A 20839-nucleotide genomic window follows, 5' to 3' on the forward strand; every position below is an offset into this window, starting at 1 on the left:
ATGCCTTTTCGCCTGTTTCGTTACGCGCCGCTTTCAGTGTTGCTGCTTAGCTTCAGCCGTGCGGGGATGGCCGAGGATTACTTTGATCCCGCCGCGCTGGAGCTTTCCTCTACTGAACAGAAAACGGCGGATCTGCACTATTTCTCTGAAAAGGGCGGGCAGATGCCAGGCACCTGGCTCGTGACGCTGGAGATTAACGGACGCGAGGAGCGGCATCAGGAGATCACCTTCGTCAATGAGAAAGGCAGCCTGCAACCCGTTTTTAGCGTATCGCTGCTGGAAGCGCTTGGCGTAAATGTAGGGGCCATTCCTGCATTCTCCCGGTTGCAGGAGGGAGAAACGTTCACGCACCTCGAGGATTTTATTCCGGCAGCGCGAACCTCCTATGATTTCAACCAACAGCGCCTTTTTCTCAACCTGCCGCAGGCGGCGATGAAACACCGCAGCCGTGGCTACGTGCCGCAGTCGCAGTGGGACGATGGTATCCCGGCGGCATTTACTGATTACAGTCTGTCGGGCGGTCAGGCCCGTCATCAGAGCGGGGTCACGACATCCAGCTATCTGAGCCTGCGTAACGGCATCAATCTGGGGGCGTGGCGGTTGCGCAACACTTCGGCCTGGAGCCACAGCGACGCGGGCGGCAACCATTTTCAGTCGCAAAGTAGCTGGCTGAGCCGGGATATTCGCCGTCTTAACAGCCAGCTACGGATCGGCGATGCCTGGACCGCAGGCGACGTCTTCGATAGCGTGGCGTTTCGCGGGGTTCAGCTCTCGTCCAGCGAGAGCATGTTACCCGACAGCCAGCGCGGCTTCGCACCAACCATCCGCGGCGTTGCACACAGCTTCGCTAAAGTCTCCGTTTCGCAAAATGGCTATGTGATCTATGAAACCTGGGTGGCCGCCGGGCCATTTATCATTAACGATCTGTTCCCCGGCGCACAAAGCGGCGATCTACAGGTTACGGTCACGGAAAGTGACGGCTCAACGCGCGTCTTTACCCAACCCTATTCTGCGGTGCCGTTTATGCGACGCCAGGGCAGCCTGAAATACAGTCTCAATGCAGGACGGTTTCATTCCGGCTCCAGCGATGCGCGTTCGCCTGAGTTTGTTGAAGGCGCTTTTTTCTACGGTCTGCTCTCCAGGATGACGGTGTATGGCGGCTTTCGTACGGCGAGCAACTACCAGGCCGGTGCAATTGGCATAGGCAGAGGGTTTGGCGCATTTGGCTCGCTGGGCATTGACGATACGCTGGCAAAAAGCCATTTACCCGACGGCAAAAACGCGATAGGGCAGGCGTGGCGCATTCAGTATCAGAAAGATTTCAGCGCTACCGGCACCGCCTTCAACCTGGCGAGTTATCGCTATGCCTCGCGCAATTACTATGAATTTAGTGAACTGAATCAGTCTGACAGCCAACAGCTGCAACTCAATAATCGCCGTAGCCGCTCGCAGGTCACCTTTTCACAGACGCTGGGTCAGTTCGGCAGCCTCAGCGTCTCGGCATGGATGCAGGATTACTGGCATACGTCCGGGCAGGATAAAACCATCCACATTGGCTGGTACACCAGCTGGCGGGGCATTTCCTGGGGCGCGGGATATGACTACACCGACTCAGCGCGTGAGCAGCATCCCGATCGCACCGTGTCGTTTAACGTCAATGTTCCGCTTGGCCACTGGTTACCGGACAGCTCGGTCAGTTACTTCATCAACCACAACAATCGTGGAATGACCACGCAGCAGATGTCTCTCAACGGCAGCGCGCTGGCGAATCGCAACCTTAATTACAGCGTTCAGCAGAGTAAGGCCAGCGAGGGACAAGCCGACAGTACCAGCCTGGCGCTGCAATACAACGGTGGCTACGGCAACGTCAGCCTCGGTTATGACCACAGCCGAAGCGGTAGCAACGCGAGCCTCGGACTCGCCGGAGGCGTTATCGCCACGCAGTATGGCGTCACGCTTAGCGAGCCGCTGGGCGATACCGTCGCCCTGCTGCGCGTGCCCGGTGCGGCGAACGTTGAGCCGGAGGGTTACAACGGGATCCATACCGACAGCCGCGGCTATGCGGTCATGCCAACGCTCTCGGCGTATCGCAAAAATACCGTCAGCCTTGATACGGCGACGCTGGGTGAGAACGTCGACGTTGAGCAGAGCGGTCTGACGCTCATTCCCACCAGCGGCGCGGTGGTGCTGGCCAATTACAAAACCCACATTGGTTATCGCGTTCTGTTTTCCCTGCGCTACCACGGTGAACCGTTGCCGTTTGGCGCGCAGGCTGAAGTGGTGGAGCAGAACCGCCATTCTGCAAACCGAAGCATGGTCGCTGACGGCGGTCAGGCCTACCTGAGCGGAGTACCCGAGCGCGGCACCCTGCGCGTCACCTGGTATGAAAACGGGGAGCAGCAGCAATGCCAGACACCTTTCAGACTGGGGAAAGCTCATATGGCCCCCGGCATCGCTACGCTGTCTCTTGAGTGCCACTAGAGGAATATCATGCGTCACTTTATTCACTGGTTTTTCTATCTGAGCCTTCTTTCGCTTTTTGGCATGCTGAGTTTTCATGCGCACGCTCAGGCCTCGCCCTGCCGCACCACGCGCGATCAGTGGGTTGTCCAGGTACCCTACGCCATTGGATATGCTCCCGGCACCGCGGATTGGACGCCGGTTTCCGCGCCGATACAGTCTACCGGGCAAGACTTCTACAACTGTGATGGCGGTAGTGACCCCTGGCGTAGTATCGGATTTGTCGAGCTGGATAACCCCGTCGGCACCGTGGTGGGGGAAGACGGTGCGTCGCGGCACGTCTACAAAACCCAAATTGACGGCATCGGCTACGCGCTCGGGTTCCGCGAGCAGCAGTACTGTGGTGCGGATGCCGTACGGTATATTGACGGCACCAGCCCGGTAGACGGCAACGAGTCCCGGCGTATCTGCGATGCCTCACAGAATCCTGCCTTTGCCAGCGCCCCAACGTATAAATTGCAGTTCTGGGTGGTGTTTTACAAAATCCCGACGACCAGCCCCATGCCTGACGATAACGCCAACTCCCAGGAGCAAAATGTCGGATCGCTGATATTGCAGGCGGGAGAAAATCAAGCCAGCGCCACCAACGTGGCGACACCAGTACAGATTCATCTCGCCAGCTTCACCGTCAGGCGTACCAGCTGTTCAGTGGGCTCTCGCAGCATTCTTGTTCCCATGGGGAGCGTGAGCCAGCGTGAATTTCACGGCATCGGCTCCCGCGCCGGGGGCGGACGCTTCAGCATTCCGGTGACTTGCGAAAATAACACGGCGGTTAAGATGGGTTTCTTTGGCGATACCACGCCGGGCAACGATCGGGCGCTGGCGTTGACGAAGCAGGAGGATAGCGCCAGCGGTGTCGGGATCGAACTGCTTTACGGTGACAATACCGGTTCGGTTCAGGGGCAGGTGGTACCGTGGAACACCCCGCAGGTGTCAGCGCTTGGGCAAGTAGGGGATAACCAGACGCAAACCTTCTGGTTTGATGCGCATTACATTCAGACGGAAGCGAACGTGACGGCGGGAAAAGCGGATGCGATGGCCACGTTTAACCTGATTTACAACTGAGTTTCCCCTGCCGCAGCGGCAGGGGAGGACGATCAGAACGCGGTCTTACAAAAACCTGTCATCTCTTTCAGGCCCATTTCGCGACCAAGCTCAGTCATCGGGTGCACCACCACCAGGCCACGGACGCATTTCTTCAGCTTGCCCATGTCGGCCTGCTCTTTTTTGGTGATCGCGCGGCGATGCGGCATGTTCATCAGCTTCTGCGCTTCTTTACTCAGCTTCTGGCCTTTCACTTCGCGCAGGCGTTCAATTTCCGCCCCCAGCTTCACGGACTCTTTTTCCAGCTCGGCATATTTCTCGGCGGAATCAACAAGGGAGAGGCCGGCCATCTGATGGCGGATCATATCCAGACGGTCGCTCAGGCGTTTAATTTCGTTCTTTTCGACTTCTTTCATGACAAATAACTCTGAAAACGGGGAATTTACAGGGAAGGATACACCAATGTGTGCGGGCTTACTTCTGAAACGCTTTTTTTAAGCTGATTTTAGAAATCAGCTCAGTCAGGGAAAGCACCATGGTGGAGCGGACAACCTGTTGATAACGCAGCTTTTGCATCGCGTACAGCTCTGGGTCGCTGTTATCAAACTGAGGTGCGGGAGGGAGCGCGGATACGCAGTGCAGTTCGCCGAAGGGCCCCAGTATCTCATCATCGGTAAAGGTGTACTCATTGCCGTCATGATTGAGCTCTTCGCGCAGCGCCATTAACAGCTCGGCGTCTTCATACTCCTGACGGTTCAGCACGCCGAGACCGTAAATCAGCTTCAGCCGTACCGATAAATCGCCCAGCGGTCCGTCTCCGTCCAGTAACGGTTCTACAGCGTACTTTACCGCGTAGTCGTCTTTGCGAAACACCTGAAGCACCAGAATGTTTACCGCCTCGGTTAACAGCTCGACGGCGGCAATCAGGAAACTTCGTACGGTTTTGCCAGCATTCAGACGCTCAAGCACACGATTTTCAAAGGCCTGGGTTTGTTCCATTATTGCCTGCATATCTGACAATCTGTTATTCGGGCGCAGGCTCACCTGCGCCGGACTCTGCATCATTTGGTTGCGTTGTATGCGCTGACCGCCTCCGCAACTACGTCACTGTTGGCATCCAGACCGGAGATCTGCGCCAGCGCAGCCTGCGCGCCTTTGTCATCAATCAGCTGAGCCAGCTCAATTGCCTGCGGGTCCTGCTCGCTGCGGTAGTGCATTGCGGCAGCGATTCCCTTCACCAGGTTAGCGTGCGGCAGGCCGTATTCCAGCGTGCCCAGCAGCGGTTTAATCAGGCGATCGCCCGCGCTCAGTTTACGCAGCGGCTGACGACCCACGCGCTCAACGTCATCTTTCAGATACGGGTTTTCAAAACGACCGAGGATTTTCTGGATGTATGCTGCGTGTTTATCAGCATCAAAACCGTAGCGTTTGATCAGCACCGCGCCGCTCTCTTCCATTGCCCCTTTGACCACCGCACGGATGTTCTCATCGAGGATCGCGTCACGAATGGTCTGATGACCGGCCAATTTTCCGAGGTACGCGGTTATAGCATGCCCGGTGTTCAGCGTGAAGAGTTTACGTTCGACAAATGCCATCAGGTTATCGGTTAATTCCATTCCCGGAATGGTCAGCAGCGCGCCCTTAAACTGGGTTTTATCAACGATCCACTCGCTGAAGGTTTCCACGGTCACTTCCAGCGGGTCGTTGGTGGCGGATGCTGACGGCGGAACGATGCGATCCACGGCGGAATCAACAAAACCTACGTGCGCTTCAACCCAGGCTTTATCTTCGTCGGCGACGGCCGTAAGAACGTGGCCTTTCAGCTGCGTGGTGCCGCGCACCATGTTTTCACAGGCGATGATGTTCAGCGGCTTTTCAACGCCCTGTGCTTTACGCTTCGCCAGGCCTTTCGCGACCGCCGGGGCGATACGCTCAAGCACCACCGGACCCACGGCGGTGGTGACCAGATCAACGCTGGCAATAAGATCGATAACATCGTCGCCAATGCTGCTTACCGCGTTGACGCCAGAGACCGTTTCAACCTGTTCGTTTTCACCCACCACGTGAACCTGATAGCTATGACGGGCATTCAGGGCATCCAGAACCACCTGATTCACATCGGCGAATGTCAGGGTAATGCCCGCGTCTGCCAGCAGTTTACCGATAAAGCCACGACCAATATTACCTGCGCCAAAATGTAATGCTTTCATAGTGTTAACCTTCATCAATGTTTTTACCCGAGAGGGCTGGGGTGAGGAACGTTTTCCCCTCACCCTAGCCCTCTCCCCGGGGGGAGAGGGAGGAGTACCGTTATTTGTTAAGCAGGGCCAGAACTTCTTCAACGCTGGTGGTGTTGGCCAGACGCTCAATAACCGTTTCGTCATCCAGCGCGTTGGTCAGGCTGGTAATCACCTGGATATGCTCGTTGTTGCGAGCGGCGATACCAATCACCAGACGGGCGATGTCGTCCTCTTCTTCACCGAAGCGCACGCCATCAGGATACTGACAGAACACCACGCCGGTTTTCAGCACGCGGTCTTTGGCTTCCACCGTACCGTGTGGAACCGCGATGGATTCACCCAGGTAGGTTGGGGTCAGCTTTTCACGCTCCAGCATCGCCTCAACGTATTCCGGCTGAACGTAGCCACCTTTCACCAGCTGCTCACCGGCGAAGCGAATGGCCTCTTCTTTATTGGTCGCCGTGCGGCCAAGGAAGATGTTTTCTGCGCCCAGTTTGAACAGATGCGCGTTGCTCTCGTCGAAGCTGTCTTGCAGGCTGGTACGTACTTTCACTTCGTTATCTTCATGGCGCTGCGCCGCCACCAGACGTTCGGTCAGGCTCGTGTACAGGCCGCTGTCGAGGAAGTTGGTCAGGGAAATGTGCTGCGCCTGCGGTACCTGACGCATAGCGCGTTCGGTCAGATCGCGGTGCGTGATCACCAGGTCAACGTCCGGCGGCAGGCTGTTAATCGCGCTGTTGGTGACGGAGATGTTGGTCAGACCCGCATCCTGCACTTTCTTACGCAGCACGCCCGCACCCATTGCGCTGGAGCCCATACCGGCATCACAGGCCACGATGATTTTACGAACGTGGCTCAGGTCGTTAGAGACATCGCCTGCCGCCAGCGGCGTTGCGCCTTTGGATTCGGCTTTCATGTCATGCATACGACGGGTTGCCGCTTCGATATCGTCGTCTTCTTTCACCTTGCTGGTTTTCAGCAGGATAGCGGAGGCCACGAAGGAGACCGCCATGGCCGCACAGATCGCCGCGATGTTCGCGAAGTAGGCGCCTTTCGGGGTCATCGCCAGCACCGCCAGGATAGAGCCTGGAGAAGCCGGAGAGACCAGACCGCCGCCCAGTACGCTCAGGGTGAACACGCCGGTCATACCGCCGAGGATAACGGCCAGGATCAGGCGTGGGTTCATCAGCACGTACGGGAAGTAAATTTCGTGAATACCGCCCAGGAAGTGAATGATTGCCGCGCCGCCAGCAGACTGCTTCGCGCTGCCGCGACCGAAGAACATATATGCCAGCAGAACGCCCATACCCGGACCCGGGTTGGCTTCAATCAGGAAGAAGATGGACTTGCCGAGATCGTGAGACTGCTGAATACCCAGCGGCGAGAAGATACCGTGGTTGATGGCGTTGTTCAGGAACAGGATTTTCGCCGGTTCAACAAAGATAGACGCCAGCGGCAGCATGTCATGCGCCACCATGAAGTTAACGCCCGCCGCCAGCAGCTTGGACAGCACTTCAACCGCCGGGCCAATGCCGAGGAACGCCAGAATCGCGAGGATCATCCCGATGATGCCCGCAGAGAAGTTGTTCACCAGCATTTCGAAGCCGGATTTGATCTTGCCATCAACCCAGACGTCAAATTTCTTAATCGCCCAGCCGCCCAGAGGACCGGCAATCATCGCACCGAGGAACATCGGCATATCCGCACCGACGATCACCCCCATGGTTGTGATGGCACCCACGACGCCACCACGGTCACCGCCCACCAGACGACCACCGGTATAACCGATGAGCAGCGGCAGCAGGTACGTAATCATTGGGCCAACAAGTTTCGCCAGCGTTTCGTTAGGCAACCACCCTGTCGGAATAAATAATGCGGTGATAATACCCCACGCGATAAACGCGCCGATATTTGGCATCACCATGTTGCTGAGGAAACGACCAAAGCTTTGCACTTTGATCTTGAAATCGGATGACATAAAACACCCCTTCTTATGTTTACGCTTAGGCTTGTGGCCCGAGGTTTATCGTTAATGTGCGGCGGCAGAGGTAGCCGGGCCCTGTTCTGATGCTGTGAAATCTGGCACTGAATCGTTCAACTGTCCAGACAGCGAAATTTTGTGTGATCTGAATCACATGAATGTAGGGGGTGAGGACATTAATGAAGTGATCGCGATCACATAATGAGTGTGTAAAAAAAATACATCGTTCAGAATTACGCCAAAATGGGCGGGTTTTTGTGATTAATATCACAATGTTAAGTTGGCTGTTTGTTTTCAGATTGTGATTTGATTCACAAAATATTTTTATGCAGATTTCTCCCGTATCCCCTCACGACAGGAATGCGATACGCACACCTGCCTTTTACCACGGCTTGATCCATACTGACCTCTTTGTGGGCATTAAGGATAAGCAATGAAACTCATCGGCAGTTATACAAGTCCTTTCGTGCGTAAGATTTCGATTCTCCTGCTGGAGAAAGGGATTGAATTTGAATTCGTAAATGAACAACCCTACAACGCAGAGAACGGCGTTGCGCAGTACAACCCGCTGGGGAAAGTCCCGGCGCTGGTAACGGACGAGGGCGACTACTGGTTTGATTCCCCGATCATTGCGGAGTACATCGAGCTGCTTGGCGTTGCGCCAGCCATGCTGCCGGCGGATCCAAAAGCAGCGCTGACGATGAAGCAAATTGAAGCCCTGGCGGATGGCATTATGGATGCGGCATTAACGTCCGTACGCGAGCAGGCAAGGCCCGCCGCCCAGCAGTCAGAAAATGAGCTGCTGCGCCAGCGCGAAAAAATCAGCCGCAGCCTGGATATGTGCGAACAGCTGATCCGCGACGGGAAAATTCAGAGCGATAGCCTGAATCTGGCGACGATCGCCATCGCCTGCGCCATCGGCTACCTCAATTTCCGCCGCGTCTCGCCGGGCTGGTGCGTGGATCGTCCGCTGCTGGTCAAACTGGCGGAGACGCTCTTCCAGCGCGAAAGTTTCGCCCGGACTGAACCACCAAAGGCTTGATGCGGGTTATAACACTTCCTGGCGGGAGGCGGTACAATCTCCCCACATGTTAACTCCCTCTCCCGTCGGGAGGGGGGAAGATATTTACTCGCCAGGCGCATTCATGACTACTCATCATTCCCTCTACAGCCAGATCCCCGCTACCGATCGTCTGCTTCGTGACCCGCGCATCACTGCGGTGCTGGAGCAGTTTGGCCATACTGCAACGGTCGACATGCTACGCCAGCTTCAGGACGATGCGCGTCGCCATATTCAGGCTGAGAACGCGCTACCCGGCTGGTGCGAGGCATGGGCGCAGGAAGTTGAAAGGAGGCTGAGCAAGCACGCGCAAAGCGCGTTGCGCCCGGTTATTAACCTGACAGGCACGGTTCTGCACACCAATCTGGGCCGGGCACAGCAGGCAGAAGAGGCAATAGAGGCCGTCACCCGGGCCATGCGCTCGCCGGTGACGCTGGAGTACGATCTGGACGGCGCCGGGCGCGGACATCGCGATCGCGCGCTGGCGGATCTTCTCTGCCAGATCACCGGCGCGGAAGATGCCTGCATTGTGAATAACAACGCGGCGGCGGTGCTGTTAATGCTGGCGGCCACCGCAAGCGGAAAAGAGGTTGTCGTCTCTCGCGGCGAGCTGGTGGAGATCGGCGGGGCGTTTCGTATTCCGGATGTCATGCGCCAGGCGGGCTGCACGCTGCATGAAGTGGGCACAACCAACCGTACCCATGCAAAAGATTATCGCGCGGCGGTGAATGAAAACACCGCCCTGCTGATGAAAGTGCATACCAGCAATTACCACATTGAGGGTTTTACCAAAACGGTGGAAGAGGCTGAACTGGCCGCCATCGGGCGCGAGCTAAACGTGCCGGTGATTGCCGATCTTGGCAGTGGGTCGCTGGTGGATATGCGCCAGTATGGTCTGCCAAAAGAGCCAATGGTGCAGGAAATGGTTGCCGCGGGCGTAAGCCTGGTCAGTTTCTCTGGCGATAAACTGCTGGGCGGGCCGCAGGCGGGTATTATCGTCGGCAGGCGCGAGCTGATTGCGCAGCTACAGCAGCATCCGCTGAAGCGCGCCCTGCGTGCCGATAAAATGACGCTGGCCGCGCTGGAAGCCACGCTGCGGCTCTATCTCCACCCGGAGAAACTGGCTGACCGCCTGCCCACGTTGCGTTTGCTGAGCCGTGACGCGGCCTCTGTTCGCGCGCAGGCGGAAGCGCTACTGCCGCAGGTTGCTCCTCATTACCCTGAGTTTGAAGTTCGTATCGAGCCTTGCCTGTCGCAAATTGGCAGCGGCTCGCTGCCGGTGGACAGGTTACCGAGCGAAGCGCTGACGTTCACCCCGCGCGACGGACGCGGAAGCCAGCTTGAGGCGCTGTCGGCGCGCTGGCGCGCATTACCGACGCCGGTGATTGGCCGGATCGGTGACGGGCGCATGTGGCTGGATTTACGCTGTCTGGAAGATGAAGTGCGGTTTCTGGAGATGATGTTGAAATGATTATTGCCACCGCCGGTCACGTTGACCACGGCAAAACCACGTTATTGCAGGCCATTACGGGCGTGAATGCCGATCGCCTGCCGGAAGAGAAAAAGCGCGGCATGACCATTGACCTGGGTTACGCCTACTGGCCGCAGCCCGACGGTCGCGTGCTGGGCTTTATCGACGTGCCCGGCCACGAGAAGTTTCTTTCCAATATGCTCGCGGGCGTGGGCGGGATCGATCACGCTCTGCTGGTGGTCGCGTGCGATGACGGGGTGATGGCGCAAACGCGCGAGCATCTGGCGATCCTCCAGCTGACGGGAAACCCGCAGTTGACCGTCGCCCTCACCAAAGCGGACCGTGTGGATGAGGCGCGTATCGACGAGGTGCGTCAAGAGGTGCTGGCGGCGCTGAGTGAATACGGTTTTAAGGATGTCGCACTGTTTGTCACCGTAGCGACAGAAGGCCGCGGTATCGATGCTCTTCGCAACCATTTGCAGCAGATCCCGTCTCGTGAACAGGCCAGCCATCACCGCTTCCGTCTGGCGATCGACAGGGCGTTTACCGTGAAAGGGGCTGGGCTGGTGGTGACCGGTACCGCGCTGAGCGGGGAAGTGAACGTGGGCGATACCCTGTGGCTCACGGGCGTGAACAAACCGATGCGCGTGCGCGGGCTTCATGCGCAAAACCAGCCGGTGGAACAGGCCCACGCCGGGCAGCGTATCGCGCTGAATATTGCCGGTGATGCCGAAAAAGACCAGCTTAACCGCGGCGACTGGCTGCTGGCCGACGCGCCGCCGGAGCCCTCTGAACGGATTATCGTTTCTCTCCAGACCCATACGCCGCTGACCCAGTGGCAGCCGCTGCATATCCACCACGCGGCCAGCCACATCACCGGACGCGTGTCGCTGCTGGAAAACGATCTCGCCGAACTGGTGTTCGACTCCCCGCTCTGGCTGGCGGATAACGACCGCCTGGTTCTGCGCGATATTTCGGCGCGGGAAACGCTGGCGGGCGCGCGCGTGGTCATGCTGGATCCGCCCCGTCGCGGCAAACGTAAGCCCGAGTATTTACAGTGGCTGGCCGCGCTGGCCCAGACCCGCGATGATAAGTCTGCGTTAGATATCCACCTTGAGCGTGGCGCGGTGGATCTGGCGGCGTTCGCCTGGGCGCGCCAGCTCAGCGGCGAAGGATTGCGTCTTCTGACGCAGGAGCCAGGTTTTATTCAGGCCGGGAACAGCCTGCTGAACGCGCCGGTGGCGGCGCGCTGGCAGCGCAAAGTGCTGAGCACGCTGGCGACCTACCATGAACAGCATCAGGATGAGCCCGGCCCGGGCCGTGAACGTCTGCGGCGCATGGCGTTGCCCATGGAAGACGACGCGCTGGTGCTGTTGCTGATTGAAAACATGCGTGAAAGCGGCGTTATTGCAAGTCATCACGGCTGGCTACACCTGCCGGAACACAAGGCCGGTTTTACCGCTGAGCAGGACGCGGTCTGGCAAAAAGTGGCGACGCTGTTTGGCGATGAACCGTGGTGGGTGCGTGATCTGGCGCGTGAAACCAATACCGATGAGCAGCTGATGCGTCAGGTACTGCGCCATGCGGCACAGCAGGGGATGATTGTGGCGATCGTGAAAGATCGTTATTACCGCAACGATCGGATCGTAGCGTTTGCGAACCTGATCCGGGAGCTGGATCAGGCGCGCGGATCAACCTGCGCCGCAGACTTCCGCGATCGGCTGAATGTGGGACGCAAACTGGCGATTCAGATCCTGGAGTATTTCAACCGCATCGGGTTTACGCGTCGTCGTGGCAATGACCATGTGCTACGCGACGCGCAGTTATTTCCGTAAGCGTTAAGCGCTGCGCGCCTGTTTCTGCTTAGCCAGCCAGACCGCGCCCAGCCTTCCCGCCTGGTTACCCAGCTCGCAGGGAAGGATGGGCACCCGGAGCGCCTCCCACTCCTCGAATCGCTGTAGGTATTTATCCAGCAGGAGATAGATTTTCTCCTGCTCGCTAATGCCGCCGCCAATCAGCACCGCCTGCGGATCAAACATGGAGATCACGCTGTAGATGCCCCGCGAGAGGAAATGCGCCCACTCTTCTATGGCCTCACGCAGATGCACGTCGCTGTCCATGCGTCTAAACAGCTCCTCACCATCAGGCATCTCATCTTCCGACACGGCCAGCGCGCGGCGGCAGGCTTTCATCAGGCCGCTGGCTGACGCCACTTCGTGCATCGGCTCGCCGTTGTTGCCAACGGGCAGCACGCCAAACTCACCCGCCCGGTAGTGCGACCCACGGTAGAGATCGCCCTCCATGACGATACCGCCGCCGATGCCGGTGCCGATGGTGATGCAGACAAAATGCTCATAGTCCTTGCCGGCGCCCTGCCAGCGTTCGCCCAGCGCCGCGCAGTTGGCGTCATTTTCGGTTGTTACGGGGAGATCGGTCAGCTGTGCGAAAAGCTCGCACAGGTTTTCACCGTCAAGGTAATCCAGCGCCCCGGCCTTGGCCGCTTCGCCGGTATGGTGATTGATGTGGCCCGGAAAACTCACGCCGATGCCGACGATCTCATGCTCCTGGCGGTACTTATCCACCACCGCTTTCCACTTCTGTTTGAAGGTGCTTTCATCGTCAGGCGTATCATATTCATCGGATGTCAGTTCTTCGCCGTTTTCGTTAATCACGCCGTGTTTGATGTGGGTTCCGCCCACGTCAAAGCCGATAAATAGCTGCATTGCATCGTTCCTCATGAGCCCCTGAGCTATTAAGTATGGCTCTGGCGGCAGAAACGAAACGTAAAGTACGGTAATCCGTGATACGGCTCGTAAACCCGTTACCGACTGGCGAGAAAACCACCAGCCGGAACTACCCTTGTTGTACACCTACTGCAAGGAGACGGTCATGACAAACAATCCTCCCTCATCGCGTATCCAGCCAGGCGAGTATGGTTTTCCCCTTAAGCTGAAGCCCCGCTATGACAACTTTATCGGCGGCGACTGGGTGGCGCCCGTCGACGGTGAATACTATTCCAACCTGACGCCCGTTACCGGCCAGCCGCTGTGTGAAATTGCCAGTTCGGGCAAGCGGGATATAGATTTAGCGCTGGATGCGGCGCATAAGGCGAAAGATAAGTGGGGACAAACGTCCGTTCAGGACAGAGCGGCCATTTTGTTCAAAATCGCCGATCGGATGGAGCAGAATCTGGAGCTGCTGGCGACCGCAGAAACGTGGGACAACGGCAAGCCGATCCGGGAAACCATGGCGGCGGACGTGCCGCTGGCGATTGACCATTTCCGCTATTTTGCGTCCTGCATTCGTGCCCAGGAGGGGGGAATAAGTGAAGTTGACAAAGATACCGTGGCGTATCACTTCCACGAGCCGCTCGGCGTGGTGGGGCAAATTATTCCGTGGAACTTCCCGCTGCTGATGGCTAGCTGGAAAATGGCGCCCGCGCTGGCGGCGGGTAACTGCGTTGTGCTGAAACCCGCTCGCTTAACGCCGCTTTCGGTACTGCTGCTGATGGAGGTGATTGGCGACCTGTTGCCGCCGGGGGTCATTAACGTGGTCAACGGGGCCGGGGGAGAGATCGGCGAATATCTGGCTACCTCAAAACGTATCGCCAAAGTGGCGTTCACCGGCTCAACGGAAGTGGGCCAGCAGATCATGCAGTACGCGACCCAGAACATCATTCCGGTCACGCTCGAGCTGGGCGGCAAATCGCCGAACATCTTCTTTGCCGACGTGATGGACGAAGAGGACGCCTTCTTCGACAAAGCGCTGGAAGGGTTTGCGCTGTTCGCGTTTAACCAGGGCGAAGTCTGCACCTGTCCGAGCCGCGCGCTGGTGCAGGAATCCATTTATGAGCGCTTTATGGAGCGGGCGATCCGGCGCGTGGAGTCGATTCGCAGCGGTAATCCGCTGGATAACGTTACCCAGATGGGGGCGCAGGTATCGCATGGCCAGCTGGAAACCATCCTCAACTATATTGATATCGGTAAAAAAGAGGGGGCCGATGTGTTGACCGGCGGTCGTCGTAAGGTGCTGGGCGGCGATTTGCAGGAGGGCTACTACCTTGAGCCGACCATCCTGTTCGGTAAGAACAATATGCGCGTTTTCCAGGAGGAAATTTTTGGACCGGTGCTGGCCGTCACCACGTTTAAAACCATGGACGAGGCGCTGGAGCTCGCCAACGACACGCAGTATGGCCTGGGGGCGGGCGTCTGGAGCCGTAACGGTAATCTGGCCTATAAAATGGGCCGGGGCATCCAGGCCGGACGCGTATGGACAAACTGCTATCACGCCTATCCGGCTCATGCGGCGTTTGGCGGCTACAAGCAGTCGGGCATCGGGCGTGAAACCCATAAGATGATGCTGGAGCACTACCAGCAAACGAAATGTCTGTTGGTCAGCTACTCCGATAAACCGCTGGGGTTGTTTTAATCTCCGGGCTCAGGCCGTCCCGAGTGGGGTGGCCTGAGCCGGGTTAAAGCCGGGTGGCGGCTTCGCCTTACCCGGCCTACTTTTTACTCCCTCTCCCGTGGGAGAGGGCTGGGGTGAGGGCAACAGGCCGCAGTTATTCAGCTTTCATCCACCCATATCCGCATTTCCCCTTCTCCCCGGTTTGCCCAGCTGAACCACGGAATAAAGGTCAGCGTCCGGGGCTGACGTTCTACCGGTGAGTGGTCGTACTGCCACAGGGCATCAGTGTCCTTCGCCTGACACCCGATCCCTTCTGCCTGTATCAGCATCTTGTGCGCGAAAATGCCTTTGCCTTCAAATACCCGAAACGCGCTGTCCTGGCGCAAAGAAAGGTTATGCAGATTTGCGCCGTTATCGGCTTCTTCCAGGCAGTAAATTAGCGGCCCACGCTGCAATGCGACTTTCCCCGCCTGCTGGCGCACCTGCGGGTTGCCGTACACGCGGCGGACCGGCATCGGTAACGTCAGCGTCAGCGTGTCGCCTTCCTGCCAGCTGCGGTTGAGGTATAAGTATCCACGGGAGACCTCGCCTGTAATGGCCTGACCATTGAGCGAAACAGCCGGTTCCGCACACCAGTCCGGCAGCCTCAGGGCCAGCGTGTGAGTCACCGGAACTGGTGAGGTAATCTCGATTTTCACCTGCTCATGCCACGGATAGTTCCCGCTAATCCGCAGCTGGAGGATGTTATCCCCAACCGGAATGGCGACGTCGTTCCCCACGTACAGGTTGATCAACAGCGCGTCCGGGCGAACGGTATAAATGTAGTGCCCCAGCGAGGTCAGCACGCGCGCAATATTCGGCGGGCAACAGGCGCAGCCGAACCAGCGCTGGCGCACCGGTTTGACGTGGTCATAGATATGGTTAAAGGCCAGGGTTTTCGGGTGCACTTCCAGCGGATTCACATAAAAGAAATGCTTACCGTCCAGCGCCATGCCGCCCAGCACCGTGTTGTACAGCGCGCGCTCCATCACGTCGGCGTAGTGGCCGTCCGCCTCCATCTCCAGCATCCGGCGGGCAAACATCATCAGGCCGATGGAGGCGCAGCTTTCGGCGTAGACCGTATCGTTGGGCAGATCGTAATCGCTGCTGAACGCCTCGCCGCTGCTTTGGGAGCCAATCCCGCCGGTGATGTACAGCTGGCGCTGTGCCATGTTGTTCCACAGCCGCAGGCAATCCTGACGTTTCCCCTCGTCGTTGCTCAGGCGCGCCAGATGCGCCATGCCCGCCATCAGATAGACAAAACGCACGGCGTGGCCGATGGCCGTTTGTTGTGCGGCAAGGGGCAGATGCGCCTGGCTGTAGGCTTTGTCCTTGACCATCCACGCCGGGCCATAGGTGTTCCAGTATGACGTTCTGCCGCGCTTCTCGTATTCGATATCGTAGAAGTGAGGCTGCGCGCCGCGTTCCTCAATAAAGTATTTCACCAGATTGAGATAGCGTGGCTCCTGCGTGACGTCGTACAGCCGCATCAGCGCCAGCTCGATTTCCGGGTGGCCCGGATAGCCGTGCAGCTGGTTTTCGCCCGGGCCAAACACGCTGTCGATATGATCCGCCAGCCTGCACACCACGTCCAGCAGGCGGCGCTTTCCGGTTCCCTGGAAATACGCCACACCCGCTTCAATCATATGCCCGGCGCAGTACAGTTCGTGGCATTCGGCCAGATTGGTCCAGCGCTCGGCCGGTGCTTTCACCGTGAAATAGGTATTGAGATAGCCATCTTCACACTGCGCCGCTGCGACCAGCTCGATCACCTCGTCGGCGGTTTTTTCCAGTTCAGCATCCGGCTTCTGGCACAGCGACCACGCCACGGCTTCGAGCCATTTCGCCACGTCGCTGTCCTGAAAGACCATCCCGTAGAACTCCCCCTGTTCCAGACCGGCCGCGATGCGGAAGTTGGCGATGGCGTGGCTGGGTTCGGCCTCTGCCACGCGATCGTTAAGCGCATCCCACTGGTAGGGGATCACCACATCGCGGACCAGCCGTTGGTACTGACCAAGAAACGGGTCGTTGATTTTCAGCTGATGCAGGTCGGCTTCCATTATGGTCATATCGTTCTCCTCAGGACTGTACATGACGCTGGCGCAAATCGGTGGCAATGCGCGACATCACGGGATTGTTAAGCCTGCACCAGCGGATAGCGACCGCCAGCAGCAGGTGGAAAAGGGCAGGGAGCAGCGTCTCCATGGCGGTGATGCCCTGCAATGAGGCGGGCGTCTGGTTACCCGCGCCTGGCTGATAGGCCACGGCAATAAACACCAGGCTGATGATCCCGGCGCTGGATGCCCACGCGAGCTTGATGAAAAACAGATTGAAGGCGAAGTTCATCCCCGAGGAGCGCACGCCGGTTTTCCATTCGCCGTAATCATCGGCAAAGGCCATCAGTGAGAAGTGCAGCGGCAGGGTGAAGCCCAGGATCACGCCGTTACTTAAAATCACGATCAGCCAGAGCGTCTGGTGCGCCGGGCCACCCGGCAGGAACCACATTCCCACCGCAAGCGCAGCAAGTACCAGGTTGGTGTAGTAGTAGAGTTTGACGGTATCAATCCGCCGCGACAGCGGGCTGACGATCACCGCGCCCAGAATGGCAGCAAAGGTCACCATGGTGAAAAACAGCGAGGTGTACGCCGTGCTGCCCTGAAGCACGTAGGTGATGAAATACATGTATCCGCCGCCGCGAATGTTGAAGACGTTGATCAGCAGAAACGACATCACCAGCATCAGCAGCAGCTGATCGTTTTTCCGCAGGCCAGCCAGGTGCTCGCGCAGGGTGAATTTACCCATCAGCGCAAGCGGGACGCGCTCGCGCACCCAGAAGAAGCAGCACAGGAACATCACCACAGCGATGGCGCACAGCACGCCAACGCCCAACTGATAACCCCGGGCGGTATTGCCCTGTCCCAGCTCTGACACCAGCCACGGCAGGCCAACGGAGACCAGAAAGCCCGCCACGCCGCACAGTACGAAGCGCCAGGACTGGCAGGATATAACCTCGTTGTGGCGGGTGGTCATGGTGTTGATCAGCGCGCAATACGGCACGTTGATGGCGGTATAGCCCACTGAAAGCAACAGATAGGTGCCGAACGCCCAGGCAATTTTCACGCCCATGCTGGCGTCCGGGACGGTGAAGGTCAGCACGCCGACGATCCCGATAGGAAGCGCGACCCACAGCTGCCACGGACGAAAACGCCCCCAGCGGCTCTGCGTGCGGTCGGCAATCACGCCCATCACCGGATCGGAAATCGCGTCAAATACCCGAAGGGCAATAAACAGCGTGCCCACCAGCGCGGGCGTCAGGCCAAATACATCGGTATAGAAAAAGGTCAGGAAGTTCATGATCAGGCAGGTAATTACCGTGCCGCCCGCGTCGCCCAGGCCGTAGCCAATTTTCTCGCGGACTGACAGCCGTTCATCGGCTGCCTGTTTTGCAACTTCTGCGTCTGTAATCGGTGTGGAAGTCATGGGGTAACTCCTCGATAAACGATTTTTTTATCGTATTTGTGCAAGGTACCCCATTTATTCTGCATTCAACGGGCAGACCAACAAGGGAAGGGAAAAGTATAAAAAGGTGACAATTCCGACCTGATGATAAAACTGTGAGTTTGATCGAGCCGTTCTGCTGATATTTATTAATAATCAAGGGATAAAGACAATATTAGCCACCATAAAAGCGGAAAAATGAATATCCATGCTTGAATTATCCATAGCACTTCCGATCAGGGTTCAAAATGGCGGGTTATTTATCTCCCGGGGCGTGGGCCGTCATCCCGCACGAAAATTATCTTCGTGGGAGATAATTTTTGTCGAAAAAGGGACATTAACGATCCAGGAGGAAAATACGCTGTTTGAGGTAAACGCTGGCGAGAGTTTATTACTTTGGCCGAAGCGACGGCATGTCGGCGTGGAAGATTTTCCGGACGATCTCAAATTTTACTGGCTGCATTTTGAGGTGGATGAACGCTTGCCGGTGTTGCCAGGCGCGACGCCGCTGTCGATTGAGCAACACTGTAGCGTGCGGGATCCGCAATATGTTATTGCGTTATTCCGTCAGTTTTTAAGCGAGCAGGAAAAATTACAGCGTAGCCAGGCGCTGGAGATAATTTTGCTGTTAATTTTGCAGCAGATATCGCTCTCGCCGGGATATGAAGATAAAGCGGATGATGCGGGCGCAGCAATGGCGTGGAAGGCCAAGCAGCTTATCCGCACGCACTTTCATTTGCCCCTGTCCACTTCACAGCTGGCGAAAGAGCTGCACTGCAACGCCGATTATCTGGGGCGAGTATTTCGCCGGACGTTTCATTTAACCCTGACGGAGGCAATTCACCGCCAGCGCGTCAGGGCCGCTGAAAAACTGCTGCTGAACGATGCGGCCTCATTAACTGAAGTGGCCGCCCGGTGCGGTTTTAATGACGTGGGTTATTTCCGGCAAATATTCTCGAAACATACCGGGTTAACGCCCGCCGTCTGGAAACGGCGGTACTGTAAAGAGCATATTAATTCTGGATGATCACTGGCCGTAATAGGCATTTGCGCCATGCTTGCGCAGGTAATGCTTATCCAGCAATTCCTGCTGCATAACCGGAAGCTGTGGTGCAAGCTGGCGTGAGAAAAGCCCCATATAGGCGCACTCTTCCAGCACCACGGCATTGTGTACCGCATCGGCAGCGTCTTTGCCCCAGGCAAACGGGCCGTGAGAATGAACCAGCACCGCCGGGACCTGCATCGGGCTTATGTCGCGCTCCTCGAAGGTTTTGATAATGACTTCCCCCGTCTGGTATTCATATTCACCCGCGATTTCAGCCGGGGTCATCAGCCGCGTGCAGGGGATCGCACCGTAGAAATAGTCCGCGTGCGTTGTGCCCCACGCTGGTAAATCCTGCCCCGCCTGCGACCAGATGGTGGCGTGGCGGGAATGGGTATGCACAATGCCGCCAATTTCCGGGTAACGACGATACAGCGAGAGATGGGTCGGGGCGTCGGAGGAGGGTTTTTTACTCCCCTCGACCACTTTACCCGTGGCGATATTTACCACCACCATATCTTCTGCGGTCATCACGTCGTACTCCACGCCGGATGGTTTGATCACCATCATGCCGCTGGCACGGTCAACCGCGCTGACGTTGCCCCAGGTGAACGTCACCAGCTGGTGGGCGGGCAGGGCGAGATTTGCCGCCAGCACCTCGGCTTTGAGTTGTTCTAACATGTCATGCCTCCTTCCTGCATTCGGGCTTCAATCCAGCGGCGCGCCTGGATGATCTCCAGCACCGGCTCTTTGGCTTTCTCGGTCCACATTTCAATCAGAAATGCGCCGCGATAATTAAGTTGATTCAGCGTGTTAAACACGCCAACGAAATCGACGCAGCCCTCGCCAAACGGCACGTCGCGGAACTGTCCGGGGCTTTGCTCGGTAACGGGCCGGGTATCTTTCAGGTGGATAGCGGCGATGCGGTCAATGCCCAGCGTCAGCTCGGCGGTGACGTCGTTGCCCCACGCGCTCAGGTTGCCGACGTCCGGGTAAACGCTGAACCACGGCGAGGCGAGCATGTCGTCCCACTTTTTCCACTTGCTGATGGAGTTCATAAACGCAGTGTCCATGATCTCTACCGCCAGCATTACCTGCGCGGCGGCAGCCTGCTCTACGGCCCACGCCAGCCCTTCGGCAAAGCGCTGTTGCGTGCCCTCGTCGTGCTCCTCGTAGTACACGTCATAACCCGCAAGCTGGATGGTGCGAATACCCAAATCACGGGCCAGCCGGATGGCTTTGGTCATGATCTCGCGGGCGCGTTCGCGCACGATTTCATCGCGGCTGCCAAACGGGAAGCGACGATGGGCAGATAAGCACATCGACGGGATGGCCACGCCGGTCTCCAGCATCGCTTCCACAAGAGAGGCGCGCTGCGTGGTACTCCATTCAAGGCGCGATAAACGCTCGTCGGTCTCATCCACCGACATCTCCACAAAATCGAAGCCGCAGCTTTTTGCCAGAACCAGGCGCTCCGGCCAGGAGAGATCTTTTGGCAGCGCTTTTTCGTAAATGCCTAACGGATGCTGACGCATGG

16 protein-coding genes are annotated in these 20839 nt (G+C 57.6%); 7 read left to right on the top strand and 9 right to left on the bottom strand.

Annotated elements, in window-relative coordinates; translation table 11 throughout:
- Both SK47_RS22470 and SK47_RS22475 read left to right on the top strand, forming a co-directional pair.
- Positions 1–2481 carry a fimbria/pilus outer membrane usher protein gene (locus SK47_RS22470; protein ID WP_053071096.1) on the top strand — a complete coding sequence of 827 codons (2481 nt, stop codon included), beginning with the start codon at positions 1–3 and terminating at the stop codon, positions 2479–2481.
- Between the two features lie 9 nt (positions 2482–2490).
- Positions 2491–3585 carry a fimbrial protein gene (locus tag SK47_RS22475; protein ID WP_048245182.1) on the top strand — a complete coding sequence of 365 codons (1095 nt, stop codon included), beginning with the start codon at positions 2491–2493 and terminating at the stop codon, positions 3583–3585.
- A 32-nt stretch (positions 3586–3617) separates the two neighbouring features.
- On the opposite strand, the gene SK47_RS22480 is transcribed toward SK47_RS22475, so the two are convergent.
- The 4 genes from SK47_RS22480 to SK47_RS22495 form a co-directional block, all read right to left on the bottom strand.
- Complete coding sequence (locus SK47_RS22480) at positions 3618–3980, bottom strand: YibL family ribosome-associated protein (protein WP_048245184.1); 363 nt, start codon at positions 3978–3980, stop codon at positions 3618–3620.
- A gap of 58 nt (positions 3981–4038) precedes the next feature.
- On the bottom strand, positions 4039–4629 hold the full coding sequence (mtlR, locus tag SK47_RS22485; protein ID WP_015572766.1) for a mannitol operon repressor MtlR: 591 nt from the start codon (positions 4627–4629) through the stop codon (positions 4039–4041).
- Positions 4626–5774 carry a mannitol-1-phosphate 5-dehydrogenase gene (gene mtlD, locus SK47_RS22490; RefSeq protein WP_048245186.1) on the bottom strand — a complete coding sequence of 383 codons (1149 nt, stop codon included), beginning with the start codon at positions 5772–5774 and terminating at the stop codon, positions 4626–4628. Before mtlD ends, mtlR begins: the two co-directional genes overlap by 4 nt.
- A 100-nt stretch (positions 5775–5874) precedes the next feature.
- Entirely contained in the window at positions 5875–7782 is a 1908-nt protein-coding gene (locus SK47_RS22495) for a PTS mannitol transporter subunit IICBA (RefSeq protein ID WP_023315019.1), read from the bottom strand.
- Between the two features lie 436 nt (positions 7783–8218).
- On the opposite strand from SK47_RS22495, the gene SK47_RS22500 reads away from it, so the two are divergent.
- The 3 genes from SK47_RS22500 (at position 8219) to selB (ending at position 12151) form a co-directional block, all read left to right on the top strand.
- Positions 8219–8827, top strand: coding sequence for a glutathione S-transferase (locus SK47_RS22500; protein WP_048245188.1), 609 nt, complete (start codon positions 8219–8221; stop codon positions 8825–8827).
- A 103-nt stretch (positions 8828–8930) separates the two neighbouring features.
- Positions 8931–10316 carry an L-seryl-tRNA(Sec) selenium transferase gene (selA, locus tag SK47_RS22505; protein ID WP_022652040.1) on the top strand — a complete coding sequence of 462 codons (1386 nt, stop codon included), beginning with the start codon at positions 8931–8933 and terminating at the stop codon, positions 10314–10316.
- Positions 10313–12151, top strand: coding sequence for a selenocysteine-specific translation elongation factor (gene selB, locus SK47_RS22510; RefSeq protein ID WP_048245189.1), 1839 nt, complete (start codon positions 10313–10315; stop codon positions 12149–12151). The genes selA and selB overlap by 4 nt, the downstream gene beginning before the upstream one ends.
- Before the next feature lie 3 nt (positions 12152–12154).
- Here the strand turns inward: selB and SK47_RS22515 are convergent, their stop codons facing one another.
- Entirely contained in the window at positions 12155–13039 is an 885-nt protein-coding gene (locus SK47_RS22515) for an ROK family protein (protein ID WP_015572761.1), read from the bottom strand.
- 166 nt (positions 13040–13205) lie between these two features.
- Between SK47_RS22515 and aldB the strand changes: the two genes are divergently transcribed.
- On the top strand, positions 13206–14744 hold the full coding sequence (gene aldB, locus SK47_RS22520; RefSeq protein ID WP_006808612.1) for an aldehyde dehydrogenase AldB: 1539 nt from the start codon (positions 13206–13208) through the stop codon (positions 14742–14744).
- A gap of 137 nt (positions 14745–14881) precedes the next feature.
- Here aldB and SK47_RS22525 read toward each other — a convergent pair whose 3' ends face one another.
- Both SK47_RS22525 and SK47_RS22530 read right to left on the bottom strand, forming a co-directional pair.
- Entirely contained in the window at positions 14882–16831 is a 1950-nt protein-coding gene (locus SK47_RS22525; protein WP_048245191.1) for a glycoside hydrolase family 127 protein, read from the bottom strand.
- A 10-nt stretch (positions 16832–16841) separates the two neighbouring features.
- On the bottom strand, positions 16842–18242 hold the full coding sequence (locus tag SK47_RS22530) for an MFS transporter (protein ID WP_045331993.1): 1401 nt from the start codon (positions 18240–18242) through the stop codon (positions 16842–16844).
- Between the two features lie 226 nt (positions 18243–18468).
- Between SK47_RS22530 and SK47_RS22535 the strand changes: the two genes are divergently transcribed.
- Positions 18469–19287, top strand: coding sequence for an AraC family transcriptional regulator (locus SK47_RS22535; RefSeq protein WP_022652035.1), 819 nt, complete (start codon positions 18469–18471; stop codon positions 19285–19287).
- Here SK47_RS22535 and araD read toward each other — a convergent pair whose 3' ends face one another.
- A complete protein-coding gene (gene araD / locus SK47_RS22540) occupies positions 19288–19983 on the bottom strand; it encodes an L-ribulose-5-phosphate 4-epimerase (protein ID WP_048245193.1) in 696 nt (231 codons plus the stop codon). It lies immediately after the preceding gene.
- Complete coding sequence (locus tag SK47_RS22545) at positions 19977–20837, bottom strand: L-ribulose-5-phosphate 3-epimerase (protein WP_017693794.1); 861 nt, start codon at positions 20835–20837, stop codon at positions 19977–19979. The genes araD and SK47_RS22545 overlap by 7 nt, the downstream gene beginning before the upstream one ends.
- Positions 20838–20839: the final 2 nt, after the last annotated feature.

It is taken from the genome of Enterobacter sp. BWH52, assembly GCF_001037565.1.
GTDB classification, from domain to species: Bacteria; Pseudomonadota; Gammaproteobacteria; order Enterobacterales; family Enterobacteriaceae; genus Enterobacter; species Enterobacter hormaechei_C.

Excerpts from the sequence above, each read along its gene's own strand:
- mtlD (WP_048245186.1), bottom strand. The coding sequence starts at position 5,774 with ATGAAAGCATTACATTTTGGCGCAGGTAATATTGGTCGTGGCTTTATC.
- selB (WP_048245189.1), top strand. The coding sequence starts at position 10,313 with ATGATTATTGCCACCGCCGGTCACGTTGACCACGGCAAAACCACGTTA.
- aldB (WP_006808612.1), top strand. The coding sequence starts at position 13,206 with ATGACAAACAATCCTCCCTCATCGCGTATCCAGCCAGGCGAGTATGGT.
- SK47_RS22525 (WP_048245191.1), bottom strand. The coding sequence starts at position 16,831 with ATGACCATAATGGAAGCCGACCTGCATCAGCTGAAAATCAACGACCCG.
- araD (WP_048245193.1), bottom strand. The coding sequence starts at position 19,983 with ATGTTAGAACAACTCAAAGCCGAGGTGCTGGCGGCAAATCTCGCCCTG.
- SK47_RS22495 (WP_023315019.1), bottom strand. The coding sequence starts at position 7,782 with ATGTCATCCGATTTCAAGATCAAAGTGCAAAGCTTTGGTCGTTTCCTC.
- SK47_RS22535 (WP_022652035.1), top strand. The coding sequence starts at position 18,469 with ATGCTTGAATTATCCATAGCACTTCCGATCAGGGTTCAAAATGGCGGG.
- SK47_RS22480 (WP_048245184.1), bottom strand. The coding sequence starts at position 3,980 with ATGAAAGAAGTCGAAAAGAACGAAATTAAACGCCTGAGCGACCGTCTG.
- SK47_RS22515 (WP_015572761.1), bottom strand. The coding sequence starts at position 13,039 with ATGCAGCTATTTATCGGCTTTGACGTGGGCGGAACCCACATCAAACAC.
- selA (WP_022652040.1), top strand. The coding sequence starts at position 8,931 with ATGACTACTCATCATTCCCTCTACAGCCAGATCCCCGCTACCGATCGT.
- SK47_RS22475 (WP_048245182.1), top strand. The coding sequence starts at position 2,491 with ATGCGTCACTTTATTCACTGGTTTTTCTATCTGAGCCTTCTTTCGCTT.
- SK47_RS22545 (WP_017693794.1), bottom strand. The coding sequence starts at position 20,837 with ATGCGTCAGCATCCGTTAGGCATTTACGAAAAAGCGCTGCCAAAAGAT.
- SK47_RS22470 (WP_053071096.1), top strand. The coding sequence starts at position 1 with ATGCCTTTTCGCCTGTTTCGTTACGCGCCGCTTTCAGTGTTGCTGCTT.
- SK47_RS22500 (WP_048245188.1), top strand. The coding sequence starts at position 8,219 with ATGAAACTCATCGGCAGTTATACAAGTCCTTTCGTGCGTAAGATTTCG.
- mtlR (WP_015572766.1), bottom strand. The coding sequence starts at position 4,629 with ATGATGCAGAGTCCGGCGCAGGTGAGCCTGCGCCCGAATAACAGATTG.
- SK47_RS22530 (WP_045331993.1), bottom strand. The coding sequence starts at position 18,242 with ATGACTTCCACACCGATTACAGACGCAGAAGTTGCAAAACAGGCAGCC.